Source organism: Psychromonas aquatilis, assembly GCF_038155185.1.
GTDB classification, from domain to species: domain Bacteria; phylum Pseudomonadota; class Gammaproteobacteria; order Enterobacterales; family Psychromonadaceae; genus Psychromonas; species Psychromonas aquatilis.
In genome coordinates this window covers 1-17706 of record NZ_JBAKAZ010000060.1, presented here as the reverse complement: position 1 = coordinate 17706, position 17706 = coordinate 1, and the positions used below count along the sequence as shown (strand labels likewise).

The window sequence follows — 17706 nt, the reverse complement described above, 5'->3', positions numbered from 1 at the left end:
AAGGGAGGCTGAAGCCACCGCCCCAAAGACAAAACAATGTTCCTGAAAAGGAGTCACAGAGCTCCTTCGCTCATGGTACTAAGCTGACGCTTAATTCGCCCACTGCCCAAAAGAACACTCAATTTCTACTTCGGGGCGGTGACTTTAGTCTCCCTGCTTGCATCAAAGCATAAGCCAAAATAAACATTCATCGAAGTAAAATACCAATCTACGTAAAATACCAATTTAAGTAAAAATATGATCGAATTGATTTATCTATTACGATTAAAGCGATTTCAGGTGGAGCATATAAAAAAGACAGATTTTAAACTACTTGCCCGTAAGCAAACTTCATTACAAATGAAAATACGTTTGCTGGCTTTAGCAGATTTTCAAGATGGCCATTCACGAAGCCAAATTACTCAGTTCCTAAAAGTGATTAGACCTAGCGTTAATAAATGGGTGAGTATCTATCTAAGCAAAGGCCTCGAAGAGTGAAAAGTATATGCTTTAGGGATTGGATGAAACTAATCAGTTAATTTTACAGATTGGTATGAGTTTAGGTAAAACCAGTTATTAGTATTAGGTTTTCAGTAGTGTTTTTTTAATTGAAGGTGAGGCACGGTAAGGTGTGATCATATGTTACCAAGCGCCAAGCGTTCTCTTTGAATAGCGCGTTAATATCAGAAGGGCATAACAAGCTGTATTCGCTATCACTCACTTTGCATTTATGCTTTTTTACAAACTACATCGCGAGTGATGTTATAGAAAGTCGTTTTAACTCATTTTATCCATTCTATCGATATCAGTCGTTATCATTGTAATCGCTTAAGGCTAAATTAGCGGCTGCAAAAGCCGCTGTTTCTCTGACTTTTTCAGATAAAGTCGCATCGTTAGCTATTTCATCTAAAGTGTTTATTGCACACGTAATTGCTTTAGGAACGTAGGCTGCATCACCACTACCAATTTGGCTTATTAGTTTTCTGGTTTTTTCACTGTACTGGTACATGTTTGCTCCCAACATAAATATTTATTAACAAGTGACATTATAAGGTTATCAAATCTTAGTTTACTGATGTTAATCAATTTTATGTTGAGCAGTGAAATAAAACTAGTATTGTTTAAAGTGCTACTGTTTACAGTAAATAAAGCAACTTGTATTTGTTTGGCTAGCATTCGCTTCAATCAATAAACGCGTTGTCGTTGTTAGTTCATCAACCCAAGTCACCACAGTGCAATAATTGTCACTTGTTAACAAAGTAGATAATAAAGAAAGGTGATCGCCCACTTTACTCGAATCGATCATTAGGATCCGACTTTTATCAATGCCCGCATTCTTTAAAAACGCTGTATTAGGTTTTCCTGGAGGTGCTAGAAATAAAATCCACCCTTGATCTTGTTGGTTTTGAATATGGCTGAGTAACGAGTGATAGTTATTTTCTTGGTAATGTACATGCACTAATGTGCCGTTTTCTTTTACGGTTTGATCATAATCATTTAAAAGATATGGGTTAGTACGTGTTGCTTCAATTGATCTAGATAGCATAATAATTTACCTGTATAAATAAACACTGTGTAGATAAACAGTACTTATTTTTATATTAATGATCAAGCTAAATTTTATCCATTTTTTGCTCTTTGGATCTTATTTCAATCTTTACAATGACTTAGCAACTTTTATTTTTTTGGTATTATTTTTAAACAGTAGGAGTGAAGTTAAGAAAAGTAAAAATAGCGAATGATAGACAAGAAGGGGGCTGTGAAATGGCTTATTTAAAGTAAGCTAATGAAAAAAATCTAAACAATAATTTTATTTAAAATATATTACTTTTCAGTTGCTTAATGACTTTTTCAAAAATTTTTTAATTTTGAAGTTTGATGATTATATGTATAAAAATAGGGGGCATAGGTTATTAAATTGAAGAGGAAAGCACTCAAACTAGCTTTTAAATCAGCTGAAAGGTAAATGTTAAGATAAAGAGACATTTGATTATTGTAACCAATCTCTAATGAGCTGCACTAGGGTAGGTATAAGGTTATTTTTTTAGGGAATTTTTGAAACTACTGTTTAGTGTTGTAATTTTTTTAGTAAATCTCAACAATACTGTTTAGCATCTTGTTACTTTTCGCTAAATATAAAAAATGCTGTTTACTAATAGAGGTCGGTTAACCTTGTATGGTAAACAGCATTATTGGATTTGATAGTGACTCATTGTATATTTAACGGTGCTACTTAATACAATGACTTATTGATTAATAAACTAGTTCTACCGTTTGGCTAATAGATTTGGCATTATCAATCGCTGTTTGAATATCTCCACCTTTAGCAAGTGCGACACCTAAACGTCGGCTGCCATTGATGTCCGGTTTAGCAAATAAACGCACTTGTGAGCCAGCTACTTTACCTAATGCCGTACCAACTGCCGTATATTTAATATCTTTTGAAGTTCCATTACCTAGGATCACACTAGAGGCTGCTGCACCGTACTGTGTTATCTGGCCAATTGGGAAACCTAGAATAGCGCGAACATGTAAGGCAAACTCAGATAGATCCTGTGAAATCAGTGTCACTAAACCAGTATCGTGTGGACGCGGCGATACTTCGCTAAAGTAAACCTGATCGCCTTTTACAAAAAACTCCATACCAAATAAACCATAACCACCTAAATCAGAAACAACTTTTGTAGCAATGTCTTGCGCTTGTTGTAATGCTTTTTCAGACATTGCTTGTGGTTGCCATGATTCACGGTAATCACCGTCTTCTTGTCGATGTCCGATAGGGGCACAGAAGTGAATACCATCCACTGCACTAACCGTTAGCAAGGTGATTTCATAATCAAAAGGCACAAAACCTTCTATAATGATACGACCTTTACCTGTACGACCGCCTTCTTGAGAGTAAGTCCACGCGCTTTCTAAATCTGCATCTGTTTTTACAACGCTTTGTCCTTTACCAGAGCTGCTCATGACAGGTTTGATAACACAAGGTTGACCAATTTCTTTTACGGCTTGTAAGTATTCTTCTTTAGTATCAGCAAAAATGTAAGGAGAGGTTTGAACACCTAAGGTTTCAGCGGCTAAACGACGGATACCTTCTCTATCCATGGTTAACTTAGTTGCGCGTGCTGTTGGTACAACATTAAAGCCTTGCTGCTCTAGTTCTAACAAAGTATCAGTGGCGATAGCTTCAACTTCTGGAATGATAAAATCAGGTGCTTCAAGTCGAATTATTTCTTGTAAACGTTCACCGTCTAACATGCTGACTACATGTGAACGGTGCGCAATTTGCATTGCCGGTGCATTGGCATAACTGTCTGCTGCAATAACTTCAATACCAAAGCGTTGTAATTCGATAGCGACTTCTTTCCCTAGTTCGCCGGAGCCTAATAATAAGGCTTTTGTTGCACTGTTTGAGGTCGCTGTTCCTATCATTGAAATGGTCATTTAATTCACTCTTATGTGGATGAAAAGAAAAGGTTGTAATTAAGGTTATAAAAAAGCCCAGGAGTTTAAACTGGGCTGATGATTGGTTTTATTGGTTATAAAGTTTGTTCGCCGCCGAATAACTCGACTAGGGACGGTACTAATTGTTTTATCTCCCCGGTCATCAATATAAAGTCTGCGTCAAAGCGCGCTGCAAAGTCATCGGCTTCAATGTGTTCATTTTGCTCTTGTAATACGTCAGAAAACTTAAGGCGTTTTAATGCAAACTCTTCGCCTATCACAAAAGATATGCTGTCGGCCCAGTTGAGTGCTAACTTAGTCACGAATTTATCTGAATCTAAATGCTTTTTAATTTCTTCAGATAAAAGATCTTGTTGTTTACAGCGAATAATACCGCCGCCTTCTAAAGCAGAACAAAGCTCGGCTTCATCTTCTAGTTGGAAGTTAGCTGGAATATTACCTTCTACTAACCAATCCGTCATAACAACATCTGTTTGATTTTGCAGTTGTACAGGAACAACAGGCAAGCTACCTAAGGTTTTACGTAGTAATGAAATCAGCTCTTCCGCTTTACGTGCACTTGAGCTATCGACGTATAGCATATTGGTTTCGTTATCAATCCAAGCATAGGTTTGTGATGTTCGACTAAACGCACGCGGTAATAACTGCATGATGATATCTTCTTTTAAGCTATCTTTTTCTTTTTTCTTTAATGCTCTACCTTGTTCGAGTTCAATCGCCTCAACACGTTCTGCTAACTGATCTTTAATCACACCTGCAGGTAACATCTTTTCTTCTTTTTTAAGGCAGATTAGTAATTGTTTTTGGTGTACATGTGTATACATGCTACCGTTCTTCCCCATCGGAAAAACCCAACCTAGTTTTGAAATATCTTGACTACCACAAGGTTTAAATTTGAATTCTTCTAAATTTCTTTCTAATGCGTTCTCATCTTGTTCCATCGGGCGAGTAAAGCGATAAACTTGAAGGTTTTTAAAAAACATGGAAGACCCTTTTTTAATAATGCTATGAATGAAAATATTGAATTAGGTGCAGTTTAAAGGAATTTTCGAGAAACCGTCAAAAGAACCGTGATCTTTTTTTTAAAATCAAACGAATAAGTAGGTTTTATGACAGTTTGCCTATAAGTGTCATATAATTGTCACAATTGTAAGCAATAATTCGAAGCAATTATATTAGTATCAATGGAATTATGAAAATATGGCAAGCAAAATTTTAATTGTTGAAGATGAAGTCGCTATCAGAGATATGCTGAGCTTTGTGTTAGAACAACATGGTTACGAAACATTGGAAGCTGATAATTACCAAGCTGCATTAGCGCATTTACATGAACCTTATCCAGATCTTATTTTATTGGATTGGATGTTTCCTGGTGGCAGCGGAATTCAACTTTTAAAAGTCTTAAAACAAGATGAAATACTACGCCAAATCCCAGTGGTGATGTTAACTGCGCGTGGTGAAGAAGAAGATAAAGTCCGTGGTTTAGAAAATGGTGCAGATGATTATGTGACTAAACCTTTTTCACCGAAAGAGTTAATGGCTCGTTTAAAAACAGTGATGCGTCGAGTTAATCCAACCTCCTTAGATGATACGTTGAAAGTAGGTAAATTAAAGTTAGATCCGATTTCCCATCGAGCAACGCTAAGCAATAGCCCTTTAGAAATGGGGCCGACAGAATTTAAATTATTACACTTTTTTATGACTCACCCTGAGCGTGTTTATAGCCGAGAACAATTATTAAATAATGTATGGGGAACTAACGTCTATGTTGAAGATCGCACTGTAGATGTGCATATTAGACGTTTACGTAAAGCATTATCAGACCACGATCATCTGGTACAGACGGTACGTGGCGCCGGATATCGTTTTTCTACTCGCTCTTAATAATTGTTATATTTATTAATGTTGGTCAATGCTATTCTGAAAGGGTATTTTTAAAGTATAAAATTGCCTAATCATTTTTACTGTCCAACCTCGTATGAGTTGTACAACCAAGGTAATAAAACTTATAAGTTGTCGTAGCATTCTTTATAGGTTATTTATAAATTGGTTAATATCTATCGTGCAACCGCTAGAATGCTGCTTCAAGGATGCTAAAAAAGAGAAATACTTTTGAAAGAATTTACATGGAAGAAAACCTTTGGAAGTTGTTGCTTAGTTTATGTACCGGTAATGATTTTAGGCTTGTTAATAGGCCACGTGTTTGTTGCTTTGTCGTGTCTTATGTTCGCTCATATTTTATGGCATTACTTTTATTTAAGTAAATTAAACAATTGGTTATGGGTCAGTAAAAGTACTATTTTACCTTTAGGGCAATCGGTTTGGGAACATGCTTATATTGGGCTTGACCATATGCAAACACGTAATAGTAAACGTCGCCGAAAGTTAGCAGGTGTTATTAGTCGCTTTCGTGAAGGGGCTGAAGCGTTACCTGATGCGGTTGTTGTGTTTAAAAAAAATGGTGAAATAGTATGGTGTAACCGCCTAGCACAATTTCAATTAGGGTTTAAATGGCCTGAAGATGCGGGGGAGCATATTTCTAACCTGATACGCCACCCTGATTTTGTTAGTTATCTACAAAAAGAAGCATTTAATGAACCGCTGGATCTGCAATCACCGATTAACAGTGATAAGTTACTGGAATTCAGGGTTATGCCTTATGCTAAAAACCAACGCTTATTAATTGTTCGTGATGTCACAACCTACCGTCAAATGGATGAAAGTAGACGCCAATTTGTTGCCAATGTTTCTCATGAGTTGCGTACTCCTTTAACCGTGTTACAGGGTTACATTGAAATTTTAGAAATGAACACGCAACAAGATCCAATGCAAGAAAAAGCCATCGAAATGCTTGAACAACAAACCACAAGAATGTGTTCATTAGTCGAGCAATTAATGACCTTATCTAAAATTGAAGCTGCACCAACACTGGACTTTTATGAAACCATTGATGTTTCAGCGCTGTTAACACAAATAGAGCATGAAGCGATCGCTTTAGGGCGTAAAAAAGAGTTAGTGATAAAATTCAATGTAGACCCAAGTTTAGCGATTGTCGGTGATGAGCTACAATTGCGCAGTGCAATGTCTAATTTAGTGTTTAATGCAATACGCTATACGCCAGATTTAGGCAGTATTAAAGTGATATGGAAAAAGGTACCTGAAGGGGCTTACTTCTGTGTAATGGATACAGGTGATGGTATTGCTGAAGAGCATATTCTACATTTAACAGAGCGTTTTTACCGTGTTGATGAGTCCCGCTCTCGTGATACAGGTGGTACTGGTTTAGGGCTTTCAATCGTAAAGCACTCTTTATCTCATTACGATACCCAATTAAATATTGAGAGTAACCTTGGTGAAGGTAGCCAATTCTCTTTTATTATCCCTAAGACTTATATCGATTAACACTATCCTCAATAGTATCGCTGCCTTGATATTAGAAGAGAGGGAGCGATATTGAACCACCTCAATTATGTTTACTTAACAATCTATTCTTACTTTTTCTCTATCAAATTTTGTTTTAAATACTTATTGATAACATCAATTGTGGGAATTATTTTCAAATAATGGCATTAAGCTTTATCATGAATATAATTTTTACCGTAATTAAAAAGTGAATAATATGCTTAATCGTAAACTTGCTAATAAACTCGACCAGTTTTTAGAAATTCATCAATTCAAAGATTATTGTCCTAATGGCTTACAAGTAGAAGGGCGCGAACAAATACAAAAAATAGTGACCGGTGTGACAGCAAATCAAGCATTGATTGACGCGGCCATTGAATTAAAAGCCGATGCGATTGTTGTGCATCATGGGTATTTTTGGAAAGGTGAAGAGCAGCAAATCGTTTCCATGAAATATAAACGTATTAAGGCGCTAATTGAAAATGGTATTAACCTGTATGCCTATCATTTACCTTTGGATGTCCATCCTGAACTAGGTAATAACAAACAGCTAGCTGAATTATTGGGTATTACTGATAGACGTCCTTTAGAACCTTGGGATAAACGTAGTGTGGGCAGAGTAGGGAAGTTTGAACAAGCTGTTACACCGCAAAAATTAGCAGAAACCATCACTCAACAACTGCATCGTGAACCATTATGGATTGATGGTGGAAAAGCCGAGATTAAGAGTGTTGCTTGGTGTACTGGTGGTGGACAAGATTTTATTACAATGGCTGCTGAACAAGGCATCGATGCCTTTATTAGTGGTGAAATTTCGGAGCGGACAGTTCATATAGCAAAAGAAATGGGTATTCATTACTTTGCGGCGGGCCACCATGCAACGGAACGCTATGGTGTAAAAGCCTTAGGTGAGTGGTTAGCAACTGAAATGAAGTTTGATGTGACCTTTGTGGATATAGATAACCCTGTTTAACCTTGTCTAGAATGACGCTAGCTTATCCATGAACGGTACTGGCATGGAAAAGCTAGCTTAGCGACAAACTTAATTATTACAAACTTAATTCCTACAAGATTAATTCCTACAAAATATTATTATTGATATCTGTTCTTGTTAGATACCTCTTCAGTTTACTGCCCTTCAATACTTTATTCTGTATCAATAATCACCTTTATTAAATGCATATCATATATAAATTAAATACATTTCATGTGTAAATTAAGCCTGTATTATAGTTTATCTGCATGCATATCACGTAAAAACCATTTTTAAAGGTCTATTAATAATTTAATTTTAAGCAAAATAAAGTCAATATTTGTCCTATATATCAAAAGCATACACCTTTATTTGACCATCTGGTCAGTTTTTTTGTAGCATGTACTGTAAACTAATTTTAAGAAGAGAAATATAACAGTGCTTTATTATGGTGTTAATGCACCAAAATAAAGCGTTATAATTATTGTCGAGCACTGATTTATTTTAAGTGATTGATATGTAATTGTTTTTATTTTTTGGCTTTGAAATTGCAATATAGTGGACGAAATTATTAAATGAGTGTTGATATTTTTTGTAAAAATTAATTTTAATACTGTGCCGCTCATAGGGCCAATTGACATTTTCAATGGCCATCACATAAGGGAAAAATTGTGAATAAAAATAAAATAACGAAAGCTTTAATGTTAGGGCTTGGACTTTCTGTTGCGACAGCATCTTTTAATGCACTCGCAGCCAATGTACCAGAAGGTACTAAATTAGCCGCTAAACAAGAGCTAGTTCGTGGTAATGGAACTGAAGTTGCTTCACTTGATCCTCAAAAAACAGAAGGTGTGCCAGAATCAATGGCCATTCGTGATTTACTTGAAGGGTTAGTTAACCAGGATGCAGATGGTAATACGATTCCTGGTGTAGCTGAGAGTTGGGAAACAACTGATAATAAAACATTTACTTTTCACCTAAGAAAAGATGCTAAATGGTCAAACGGCGACCCTGTAACAGCCGAAGATTTTGTATATAGCTTTCAACGTGCAGTAGACCCTGCAACTGCTTCTCCTTATGCTTGGTATCTGGAAATGACAAGCATGGTTAATGCTGCCGATATCGTAGCGGGTAAAAAAGATAAATCGACTTTAGGTGTTAAAGCGATTGATGCTAATACCTTTGAAGTAAAACTAGAGCATACAACACCTTACTTTGTGATGATGATGGGCCATACAACGGTAAAACCAGTTCATAAAGCAACAGTTGAAAAATACGGTGATCAATGGACTAAACCAGAAAACTTTGTTGGTAATGGTGCCTTTGTTATTGATAACTGGGTAGTTAATGAGCGTATCGAAATGGTACCAAATAAAAACTACTGGGATAATGAACATACAGTATTAACAAAAGTAACTTACTTACCAATTGAAAATCAAGTTGCTGAAATGAACCGTTTCCTTTCCGGTGAAATTGATATGACTTATGAAGTGCCAAATGAGCATTTCCGTCGTTTACAAAAAGAGCATCCAGAATCGTTACAAATTAAAGGTAGCTTGTGTACTTATTACTACAACTTTAATTTAAAGAAACCACCATTTGATGACGTTCGAGTACGTAAGGCTGTTTCTTATGCGATTGACCGTAATATCATTGCTAACGCACTATTAGGTCAAGGCCAAAAGCCAGCTTACTTCCTAACACCTGAAATCATTTCTGGTTTCAGCCCTGAGTTACCAGCTTACGGTAAACTAACGCAAAAAGAGCGTAATGAAGAAGCTAAAAAACTATTAGCTGAAGCAGGTTACAATGAAGCTAACCCACTTAAATTTAGCTTATTGTACAACACTAGTGAGAACCATAAAAAACTGGCCGTTGCTATCTCATCAATGTGGAAGAAAACATTAGGTGCGCAAGTGACGCTGGAAAACCAAGAGTGGAAAACTTACCTAGAAACTAAAAAGCAAGGTGATTTCCAAGCTTCTCGTGCAGGGTGGTGTGGTGATTATAATGAACCATCAACCTTTACAAGCTTAATGGAAGGTAACAACACTTCTGCTGGTATCCATTACCAAAGTGCTGATTATGATAAATTAGTTGCAGCGGCATTGGCCTCAACGTCAGCAGAAGAGCGTACTCAATTATACTATCAACAAGAGCAATTATTAGCGAAAGATATGCCATTGGCACCTATCTATCAATACGTATCGACACGTTTATTAAACCCACGTGTTGGTGGTTATGCTGCAAATAATGCGGAAGATAAAATTTATTCTAAAGATATGTACATCATCGCAGAATAAATACCAATCCTAAGAGTACAAATACCAAGAGGCGGTAAGCGCCTCTTTTTGTTTTATCCAAAGAGTAAATTATGTTTAAATTCATACTCAAACGAATCATTGAAGCAATCCCTACATTACTTATATTGATTACCGTTTCATTCTTTTTAATGCGTTTTGCACCAGGCAGTCCTTTTTCTAGCGAACGTACCTTACCGCCACAAGTGATGGCTAATATTAATGCCAAATATGGTTTAGATAAGCCAGTTTTTGAGCAATACACTACTTACTTAACCAATGTTCTACATGGCGATTTTGGTCCTTCTTTTAAATATAAAGATTACACAGTGAACGAGTTAGTTGGCGCAGCATTACCTGTTTCAGCAAAAATTGGTTCTGTTGCGTTTATCTTTTCACTCTTTTTTGGGGTGGCAATAGGCACCATAGCCGCGCTAAGGCAAAATACTTGGCTCGATTATAGTGTGATGTCAACTGCCATGTTAGGCATTGTGATGCCATCCTTCGTATTAGCGCCTGTCCTTATTTATCTTTTCTCTATTAATATGGAATGGTTTCCTGCGGGCGGCTGGTTAGACGGCTCTGCTAAATATATGGTCTTGCCTGTGCTCGGTATGGCAATGATGTACGTTGCTACTTTTGCGCGTATTACGCGAGGCAGCATGATCGAAGTATTAAACAGTAACTTTATCCGTACTGCACGCTCAAAAGGCTTAAGCTTTTCTTATATTGTTTTAAAACATGCATTAAAACCAGCGATGTTACCGGTTATTTCTTATATGGGACCTGCTTTTGTAGGGATCATTACCGGGTCTGTTGTTATTGAAACTATTTTTGGTTTACCTGGAATCGGAAAGTTATTCGTTAACGCTGCGTTTAACCGTGATTATTCATTAGTGATGGGGGTAACGATTCTGATTGGTTTATTGTTCATCCTGTTCAACGCCATAGTCGATATTCTTCTCGCCTATGTTGATCCAAAAATTCGCTACTAAGGATGAAATTGATGTTAGCTAAAAAACAAAATAGTGAAGTGATTAATCAACTCGCTGACAATTTAGAAATCGAAGGGCGCAGTTTATGGCAGGATGCGCGTATCCGTTTCATGCGCAACAAAGCGGCCATGGTAAGTTTAGTTATTCTTATCATGATCACTTTATCGGTTATCTTAGTTCCAATCTTTGCAGAATTCGCATTTGACGATACGGACTGGTATGCATTGCACCAAGCTCCTTCTGCTGAACATCTATTTGGTACTGATAGCCTTGGCCGAGACTTATTTGTGCGTACCTTTATTGGTGGGCGAATCTCAATTATGGTCGGTGTATTAGGTGCGCTTGTTGCGGTTATTATTGGTACCGTTTATGGTGCCACATCTGGTTTTATCGGCGGTAAAGTTGACCGTATGATGATGCGATTCTTGGAGATTTTATACTCGATTCCTTTTATGTTCTTAGTGATTGTATTAGTCACATTTTTTGGTCGAAATATTGTCCTGATATTTGTTGCAATCGGTGCTATCGCTTGGCTTGATATGGCGCGTATTGTGCGCGGACAAACATTAAGCTTACGTAATAAAGAGTTTATCGAAGCGGCACATGTTTGTGGTGTGAGTAACTGGAATATCATTCGTCGTCATATCATTCCTAATGTGTTAGGGATTGTTGCTGTTTATTCAACATTATTAGTACCAAGTATGATCTTAACAGAGTCTTTTTTAAGCTTCTTAGGGCTGGGCGTACAAGAGCCTATGACAAGCTGGGGCGCGCTGTTACAAGAAGGAGCTCAAACGATGGAAGTGGCGATTTGGCAACTTAGTTTCCCTGCTGCATTTATGGTAGTTACTTTGTTCTGTTTTAATTATATCGGCGATGGCTTACGTGACGCGCTTGATCCTAAAGACCGATAGAAGGAAGAAAAATGAATTTATTAGATGTTAAAGATCTGCGCGTCGAGTTTACCACTCAAGATGGTAATGTTACCGCAGTTAACGATTTAAACTTCTCACTGGCGCCTGGTGAAACATTAGGTATTGTAGGCGAATCAGGCTCTGGGAAATCACAAACCGTATTCTCCCTGATGGGACTGTTAGCAAAAAACGGTATTATCACTGGTAGTGCAAAATTTGAAGGTAAAGAAGTACTTAACTTGCCAGAAAAAGAGCTAAATAAAGTACGAGCACAACAAATGGCGATGATCTTCCAAGATCCAATGACGTCATTGAATCCATATCTAAAAGTCAGCACTCAGATGATGGAAGTGCTGATGCTGCACAAAGGTATGGGTAAAAAAGAAGCCTTTGAAGAGTCCGTTAAAATGCTTGAGGCCGTTAAAATCCCTGAAGCGCGTAAACGTATTTCAATGTATCCTCATGAATTTTCAGGTGGGATGCGTCAACGTGTCATGATTGCGATGGCGTTATTATGTCGTCCTAAATTATTGATTGCAGACGAACCAACCACTGCACTTGATGTAACAATTCAAGCGCAAATTATGGCGTTACTTAATGATCTTAAAGATGAGTTTAATACTGCAATCATTATGATAACCCACGATTTGGGTGTGGTAGCGGGCAGCTGTGATAAAGTGCTAGTGATGTATGCAGGACGTACAATGGAGTACGGCACTGTTGATGAAATCTTCTATAAACCAAGTCACCCGTATACTGAAGGGCTATTGAAGTCGATCCCACGGCTAGACGGTGAAGTAGATGAGTTACCAACGATTCCAGGTAATCCACCTAATTTACTTAATTTACCTACGGGTTGTCCTTATCAAGACCGTTGTCACCGTGTAATGGACCGTTGTAAACAAGAAGCGCCGGTATTAACTACGTTTGATGATCAACGTGCTCGAGCTTGTTTTTCTGATTGGGAGTCTTGGTCATGAGCAATGAAAAAAAATTAATTCTTGATATTAAAAATTTAAAAGTACAATTTAGTATTCCTTCTACTTCATTATTACCTTGGGCAAAGCCTGCAACGTTAAAAGCGGTTGATGGCGTTAACCTAAAGTTATATGAAGGAGAAACGCTAGGCGTTGTTGGTGAATCAGGTTGTGGTAAATCAACCCTTGCGCGTGCCATTATTGGCTTAGTTCCTGCAACTGAAGGTAGTGTCGTGTGGATGGGCCAAGACCTAACCAAACTTGCTAAAGAAGATTTACGATTGAAACGTAAAGAAATCCAAATGATCTTCCAAGATCCATTAGCATCTTTGAATCCACGTATGAATGTGGGCGATATTATTGCTGAACCTTTAAAGACGTTTTATCCGAACCTGAGTAAGGATGAGGTAAAAGAGCAGGTTAAAGAGATGATGGCTAAGGTAGGTTTATTGCCTAATGTGATTAACCGTTATCCACACGAATTTTCAGGTGGTCAGTGTCAACGTATCGGTATTGCGCGCGCACTAATCTTGAAACCAAAAATGATTATATGCGATGAGCCTGTTTCTGCCTTAGATGTATCGATTCAAGCGCAGGTTGTTAACTTATTGAAAGAGCTACAACGCGAACTTGGATTAAGCTTAGTGTTTATTGCACATGACTTATCAATCGTTAAACATATTTCAGATCGAGTGTTAGTGATGTATTTGGGCAACCCAGTTGAATTTGCTGAATGTGATGCTTTATTTACAGCACCAAAGCACCCATACACTAAAGCTTTAATGTCAGCAGTGCCGATTCCTGATCCAAAAATTGAAAGGAATAAAACCATTCAGATGTTGGAAGGGGACTTACCTTCACCAATCAATCCTCCGTCAGGGTGTGTGTTTAGAACACGCTGTCCCGTTGCCTCTGAGCTTTGTGCGAGTGATAAACCTTTACTGAAAGGTGATCAACGTCATGCATACGCCTGCCTTTTATAGTGTGAAATAAAGTAAGAACAAAATAGTGATGGTTTAGACGTTTCTATTTTGTTCTTATGCTACAGCACAGTATTTTTGTATTATTTTTATACTATCTTCATCAATAATTAAAAAAATGCTACATAAATTGAAATAGAGGGCACTTTTACATTATGATGTGCCCCAAGAAAAAACAATCCAAATCATTTAGGGAATTAAAATGACAACATATAACATTGCATTACTAGCAGGTGACGGTATTGGTCCTGAAGTAATGAAAGAAGCTGTAAAAGTTTTAAATTTAGTTGAAGAGCGTAACGCTGACGTTAACTTTGAATTAAATGACGTTTTATTTGGTGCTGCTGCATATTTTGCAACAGGAAAATCTTTCCCTGAAGAAACAAAAGCGGCGTGTGATAAAGCAGATGCTATCCTTAAAGGTACTATTGGTTTAAATCATGAAGACTCGCAAAAAATCCCAGTAGATGAGCAACCTGAACGTGGTGCATTATTACCACTTCGTCGTCGTTACAATACTTATGCTAACTTCCGTCCAGTTTACCTACCAAAAGGTCTTGCACACTTTTCACCACTAAAAGAGTCTGTTGTTGGTGACGGCATTGATATCATGTTAATTCGTGAGCTTGTTGGTGGTTTATACTTTGGTGAGAAAGAAACAGGTACAGATTCAGACGGCAAACGTTATGTTCGTGAAGTACTAGAATACGATGAAGATCAAATCCGTCAAATCGTTCGTGTTGGTTTTGAAGTTTCTATGAAACGTAAAAAAGTAATGCACAACATCCATAAATCAAACGTATTAAAATCAAGCGTGTTATGGAATGCGATTGTTGAAGAAGAAAACAAAAACTTCCCAGAAGTTGAAGTGGTTAACATCTTAGTAGATGCAGCTGCAACTTACCTATGTTTAAAACCTACTATGTTTGATGTAATGGTAATGGAAAACATGTTTGGTGATATCTTAAGTGACCAAGGCGGCGGTATCTTAGGTTCTTTAGGTCTTATGCCTTCAGCATGTAAAGGTCCTAAAAAATCTTACTACGAACCATCACATGGTTCAGCGCCAGATATTGCAGGTAAAGGTATTGCTAACCCATACTCAATGATTGGTTCTGTAGCATTAATGCTAGAAATGAGCTTTGGTATGGACAAAGAAGCTAAAAACCTTTGGGCTGCTATGCAAGGTGTATTTGAAGATGGTTACTCAACATCTGACCTGTCTAAAGAAGGCGAAGCTAACCTAGTCAGCACCGCTGAATTTGGTGATATGGTTTGTGCTAAACTAGCTGCAATGCCTGTTTAATCAAATCACTTTACGATGATTTATACTAAACCACGTTTTTTAACGTGGTTTTTTTTGGAGATAAATAAAATGGCGCTTAAGCCTACGATTTTTAAAATGAATATTAATGTGTCAAATTTAGACCAGGATATTTATGAAACAATACCTTTAACGATTGCACAGCATCCTTCAGAAACAACGGAACGTATGGTCACGCGTATTTTAGCGTTTGTACTGAATAACCAGGAATTTTTAACCTTTACTAAAGGACTAAGTGAAGCCGATGATCCTGATATATGGGCCAAAAATTACAGTGACGAGTTTTTGCTGTGGATTGATGTCGGTGAGCCTGGGTTTGAGCGAATCAAAAAAGCATGTCGCCAAGCTAGAGAAACTAAGGTTTATACGTTTAATACCAAAGCCAATGTTTGGTGGAAGCAATCAGAAAAAGATTTCAGTACTATTAAAGCAGATGTTTATCAGTTTGATTTCGAGCAAATCCAAGCTTTTGCAAGATTAATACAACGAACCATGGATTTTAGTATTACTATTACGGATAATGTGTTTTATATCGCGGCAGATAATGGCAGTTGTGAAGTCAATTTAACGACCTTACAAGGCGAGTAAACATTGCACACAAATCTACACAGCGTATAATCCGCCATTCTTTAAATTAACACAGTGAAATCCCATGAAATTTATCGTTAAACTTTTTCCTGAAATCATGATGAAAAGTAAGCCTGTACGTAAACGTTTTAGTAAAATGTTACAGGGTAATATTCGTAATGTACTAACTCGCCATGATGAGCAGATTAAGGTAATTCTTGAGTGGGATAAGATCATTGTTCGCAGTCAAAATGATGATCCAAAAAATAAAGAAACGATTATTCATTACCTGAAGAGCACGCCGGGTATCGCGCACTTTTTAGAGGTGACTGAGTCTACCTTTACTGATATTCACGATATTTACGAGCAAACCAAAGCGTGTTTTGAGGACAGCTTAGCAGGTAAAACTTTCTGCGTTCGTGCTAAACGTATCGGTACACATGACTTTGGCTCAAATGAAGTTGAACGTTATGTTGGTGGTGGTTTAAATCAGCATACAGAAGCGTTAGCTGTTAAACTAAAAAATCCAGATGTGACTGTAAATATCGAAATCAATCAAGATAAGCTGTTCATGGTTGACCAACGTCATCAAGGTTTAGGTGGTTTCCCGCTAGGTACACAAGAGTCCGTTCTATCACTTATTTCTGGTGGCTTTGATTCTGGCGTATCGAGTTATCAATTGCTTAAACGTGGTTCTCGCGTGCATTACTGCTTCTTTAATTTAGGCGGTGCAGCCCATGAAATTGGTGTGCAACAAGTTGCTTATCATTTATGGGAGCGATTTGGTGCATCTCATCGAGTTAAATTTGTATCTGTTCCTTTTGAACCTGTTGTTGCTGAGATCTTAGAAAAAGTAGATAACGGACAAATGGGTGTGGTACTGAAACGTATGATGATGCGTGCAGCAAGTAAAGTGGCGGATAACTTAGCGATTGAAGGTTTAGTCACTGGTGAAGCATTAGGGCAAGTATCTAGTCAAACCTTACGTAACTTATCAGTGATTGATCAAGTTACTGATACGCTTATTTTACGTCCTTTAGTGGCAACCGATAAGCAAGTGATTATTGATTGTGCGCGCGATATTGGTACTGCTGAAATATCTGAAACGATTCCAGAATATTGTGGCGTTATTTCGCAGCGTCCAACCGTTAAAGCGGTGATGTCTAAAATTGAAAAAGAAGAAGCAAACTTTGACATGAGTTTGATTGAGCAAGTGGTGGCCAATGCTAAGACTCTCGATATTAAAGATATCGCAACATCGGCTAAAGAGCAGGTTAAAGAAGTTGAATCTGTTACTGCTTTTGCTGAAAATGAAGTTATTTTAGATATTCGTTCAATAGATGAACATGAAGATAAGCCATTAGTGATTGAGGGTATCGAAGTTAAACATTTACCTTTCTTTAAGTTAGGCTCTCAATTTGAAACATTAGCTCAAGATAAAACTTACCTATTGTATTGTGATAGGGGCGTTATGAGCCAATTACAAGCGCTTTACTTAAAAGAAGCTGGCTTTGAAAACGTTAAAGTTTATCGCCCATAGAGTTTTAATAGACCGATATTTAATGGATAGAGGTTTAATAGATACAGATGACTGCTAATAATAAGCACTAACACTATCTAGTCTCATGACTACATACATAGGCTAATCAGCAATAATCGCTGATTAGCCTAATTCATTTATAGCCCCTGTAAATCATTCACCCCACAAGCTGTTTAATGCTTATACCAATTATATTAAATAAGTGATCTAAATTTTTGCGCAGAAAAAATGACTGAGTTTAAGGCGTAATTTGAGCCTTTCGTCGATTAACTTCGTTAATAGCCTATCGG

At 37.3% G+C, this 17706-nt stretch carries 16 protein-coding genes; 12 read left to right on the top strand and 4 right to left on the bottom strand.

The features are described 5' to 3' along the window. The first annotated feature begins 237 nt into the window (after positions 1–237). The gene (locus V6256_RS16445) at positions 238–477 is read left to right on the top strand and encodes a helix-turn-helix domain-containing protein (RefSeq protein ID WP_424141065.1); all 240 of its coding nucleotides are present in this window, start codon (positions 238–240) and stop codon (positions 475–477) included. A gap of 307 nt (positions 478–784) precedes the next feature. Here V6256_RS16445 and V6256_RS12935 read toward each other — a convergent pair whose 3' ends face one another. From V6256_RS12935 to rdgC, 4 genes are all read right to left on the bottom strand, one after another. Further along, positions 785–988 carry a YaeP family protein gene (locus tag V6256_RS12935; protein ID WP_341598642.1) on the bottom strand — a complete coding sequence of 68 codons (204 nt, stop codon included), beginning with the start codon at positions 986–988 and terminating at the stop codon, positions 785–787. 120 nt (positions 989–1108) lie between these two features. Then, on the bottom strand, positions 1109–1525 hold the full coding sequence (locus tag V6256_RS12930) for a hypothetical protein (protein ID WP_341598641.1): 417 nt from the start codon (positions 1523–1525) through the stop codon (positions 1109–1111). 707 nt (positions 1526–2232) lie between these two features. Further along, entirely contained in the window at positions 2233–3411 is a 1179-nt protein-coding gene (gene purT, locus V6256_RS12925) for a formate-dependent phosphoribosylglycinamide formyltransferase (protein ID WP_424141066.1), read from the bottom strand. 107 nt (positions 3412–3518) lie between these two features. After that, a complete protein-coding gene (gene rdgC / locus V6256_RS12920; RefSeq protein WP_341598639.1) occupies positions 3519–4427 on the bottom strand; it encodes a recombination-associated protein RdgC in 909 nt (302 codons plus the stop codon). A 217-nt stretch (positions 4428–4644) separates the two neighbouring features. On the opposite strand from rdgC, the gene phoB reads away from it, so the two are divergent. The 11 genes from phoB (at position 4645) to thiI (ending at position 17416) form a co-directional block, all read left to right on the top strand. Continuing rightward, on the top strand, positions 4645–5328 hold the full coding sequence (gene phoB / locus V6256_RS12915; protein WP_341598638.1) for a phosphate regulon transcriptional regulator PhoB: 684 nt from the start codon (positions 4645–4647) through the stop codon (positions 5326–5328). A gap of 228 nt (positions 5329–5556) precedes the next feature. Then, entirely contained in the window at positions 5557–6846 is a 1290-nt protein-coding gene (phoR, locus tag V6256_RS12910) for a phosphate regulon sensor histidine kinase PhoR (protein WP_341598637.1), read from the top strand. A 217-nt stretch (positions 6847–7063) separates the two neighbouring features. Then, positions 7064–7819 carry a Nif3-like dinuclear metal center hexameric protein gene (locus V6256_RS12905; RefSeq protein ID WP_341598636.1) on the top strand — a complete coding sequence of 252 codons (756 nt, stop codon included), beginning with the start codon at positions 7064–7066 and terminating at the stop codon, positions 7817–7819. Positions 7820–8490: 671 nt separating this feature from the next. After that, positions 8491–10122 (top strand): ABC transporter substrate-binding protein, encoded by a 1632-nt coding sequence (locus V6256_RS12900; RefSeq protein ID WP_341598635.1) that lies wholly within the window; start codon positions 8491–8493, stop codon positions 10120–10122. A 71-nt stretch (positions 10123–10193) separates the two neighbouring features. After that, on the top strand, positions 10194–11114 hold the full coding sequence (gene oppB / locus V6256_RS12895) for an oligopeptide ABC transporter permease OppB (RefSeq protein ID WP_341598634.1): 921 nt from the start codon (positions 10194–10196) through the stop codon (positions 11112–11114). An 11-nt stretch (positions 11115–11125) separates the two neighbouring features. Continuing rightward, positions 11126–12028, top strand: coding sequence for an oligopeptide ABC transporter permease OppC (oppC, locus tag V6256_RS12890; RefSeq protein WP_341598633.1), 903 nt, complete (start codon positions 11126–11128; stop codon positions 12026–12028). An 11-nt stretch (positions 12029–12039) separates the two neighbouring features. Then, a complete protein-coding gene (gene oppD / locus V6256_RS12885) occupies positions 12040–13008 on the top strand; it encodes an ABC transporter ATP-binding protein (protein ID WP_341598632.1) in 969 nt (322 codons plus the stop codon). Beyond that, a complete protein-coding gene (oppF, locus tag V6256_RS12880) occupies positions 13005–13988 on the top strand; it encodes a murein tripeptide/oligopeptide ABC transporter ATP binding protein OppF (protein WP_341598631.1) in 984 nt (327 codons plus the stop codon). The genes oppD and oppF overlap by 4 nt, the downstream gene beginning before the upstream one ends. Before the next feature lie 199 nt (positions 13989–14187). Beyond that, positions 14188–15291 (top strand): 3-isopropylmalate dehydrogenase, encoded by a 1104-nt coding sequence (leuB, locus tag V6256_RS12875; protein WP_341598630.1) that lies wholly within the window; start codon positions 14188–14190, stop codon positions 15289–15291. A gap of 15 nt (positions 15292–15306) precedes the next feature. Then, on the top strand, positions 15307–15897 hold the full coding sequence (locus tag V6256_RS12870; RefSeq protein WP_341598629.1) for a YaeQ family protein: 591 nt from the start codon (positions 15307–15309) through the stop codon (positions 15895–15897). A 64-nt stretch (positions 15898–15961) separates the two neighbouring features. After that, positions 15962–17416 (top strand): tRNA uracil 4-sulfurtransferase ThiI, encoded by a 1455-nt coding sequence (thiI, locus tag V6256_RS12865; RefSeq protein WP_341598628.1) that lies wholly within the window; start codon positions 15962–15964, stop codon positions 17414–17416. Positions 17417–17706: the final 290 nt, after the last annotated feature.